Annotated in this window: 1 protein-coding gene; it reads right to left on the reverse strand. The window is 60.2% G+C overall.

Features of this window, described 5'->3' with window-relative positions; all coding sequences use genetic code 11:
• Window positions 1-30 precede the first annotated feature (30 nt).
• A complete protein-coding gene (locus tag AC0L3B_RS38050) occupies window positions 31-1,665 on the reverse strand; it encodes a thiamine pyrophosphate-requiring protein (RefSeq protein ID WP_473382667.1) in 1,635 nt (544 codons plus the stop codon).
• Window positions 1,666-2,084: the final 419 nt, after the last annotated feature.

A 2,084-nucleotide genomic window follows, 5' to 3' on the forward strand; every position in this document is an offset into this window, starting at 1 on the left:
GTCCGCGGAGTGATGCCGGGAGGTCAGGCCTCATGTCCCGGGGCGTGAGATCTCGTTCTCCTTGCAGGTGATGAATTCGAGCAGCACCGGAATGCCGGCCTGCGTCTTCTCGATGCCGCGCTTGATCGCGGGCACGATATCTTCAGGCCTCGTGATGCGCTCGCCATAGCCACCGAAGGCGCGCGCCATTGCGGCATAATCTCCGGAGATGTCGGTCGCGCGATACTTTTCGGTTGAGACCGACATGATCTTTAGCTCGCATGCCATGGAGAAGTTGTTGAGCAGGATCGATAGAATTGGAATTCTTTCGCGCACAGCCGTTTCGAAGTCCATCCCGGTAAATCCGATGGCCGCATCGCCCCAGACATTGATGCAGAGCTTGTCCGGCTTCGCGAGCTTCGCGCCCATTGCGAGCCCCAAGCCGTAGCCGAGTTGCGTCGTCTTACCCCAGCCGAGATAGGACAGCGGCTCGACTGACTTCCAGAATGGCGTGAGCTGATCACGTGGGCTGCCCGCATCGTGAGTGATGATGGTGTTCTTGATGTCGACTGTGTGCTGAAGATCCCATAGCACGCGATACGGGCTGAGCGGCGCGTCATTGCTCGTGAGCTTCGGCATCCACTTTGCGAGCCACTCTTTGTGCGATGCTGCAACTTCCTCCGCCACCCCTCGCGCGTCGCGATCGGATGTGACGCTCTTGCCGACCTCCTCCAAGAGCGCATCGAGCACGAGACCGGCATCGCCGACCAGGCCGATTTTCGCTTCGACATCCTTGTTGAGATGGTTGGGATCGAGCGTCGAGTGGATTACGGTCTTGCCCTTGGGCATGGCGATGCCGAAATCAGTCTCGGTGAAGGAGCAGCCGATCCCGAAGATGACATCCGCTTCGGCCAAAAATTTCGACACGGCGCGCGGCATCGCGACCCCGCCGGAACCGAGCGAGAGCGGATGCGTTTCAGGAAAGGCAGATTTGCCGCCCAGACTCGTAGTGACGGGGATGGCGAGCCGCTCGGCAAGCCGCTTTAGTTGCGGCCAGGCACGGGCATAATGCACGCCTTGGCCTGCATAAATCACCGGCCGTTTGGCGCCGATAAGAAGCGCCGCCGCTTGCTTGATGTGCGCAGGATCCGCGCCATAGCGGGTGCGCAGCACCGGCGTGTAGTTCAAGGGCTCCGGCACCTCCTCATTCCACATGTCCGTGGGGATTTCGACCACCACCGGTCCGCCGCGACCGTTCTTCAGTTTGGTGAAGGCGCGGCGGAAGATATTGGTGACTTCCGGGGCGAGCGGGATCGGCTCGGACGATTTCGAGAAAGGCCGCATCGCCTGGCTGGAGTTGAAATTTGGCTCGATGTTGGCGATCCGGCGCGGATAGCCCATCGGCAGCACCAGCACGGGGACGGACTCACCAAAACATTGCGCGACGCCCCCCATCGCGTTCTCTGCGCCGGGGCCGTGCTGCATACAGAAGGCGCCAATCTTCTCGCCCGAGGTCACTCGGGAGATCGCATCCGCCATGTGAATGCCAACGCGCTCCTGGCGCACCATGACGGGGCGGATGTTCGCTTTTGCAGCATATTCGATCAGGTGATTAACCGGATAACCGCAGAGAATTTCGATGCCTTCGCGCCTGAGAATTTCCGCAATCGCTTCACCTAGTCTCATGATTCTTCGTCCCCAAAATCAGCCGAATACGCTTCGGCCGCGTCTGGCGTTTCCGCCCCTCACCGACTGTCCTGGTGGACAGTTGTGCACAATGGTCTTGCGGGGCACGTCGACGGCGCGGGCACCGTGCCACATGCAAGACGCCAACTTCGGTTGAATCCTGCCGTGTGATCGCCGACAACTCCGCCCGCGAGGCAACTAACCTCCGCGCATGTGCGGACCACAGCGCCGTCCTTTCTCACTCATCGCTGCCTTCCGCAGAACCTTGCGAAATCGACTCGCTGTTCATTTCGGATTGGCGAAGCATCCTACAAACGTTCTACGGTCAGGCAGGAAGTGGAGCGTCTAAACTCCCCAGCAAGGCGAACATGTAGGGCGTGACGACGCGCAAAGGCTGCAAAGATCGACCAAGAAAGGAG

This window comes from Bradyrhizobium sp. Kon56 (genome assembly GCF_055807635.1).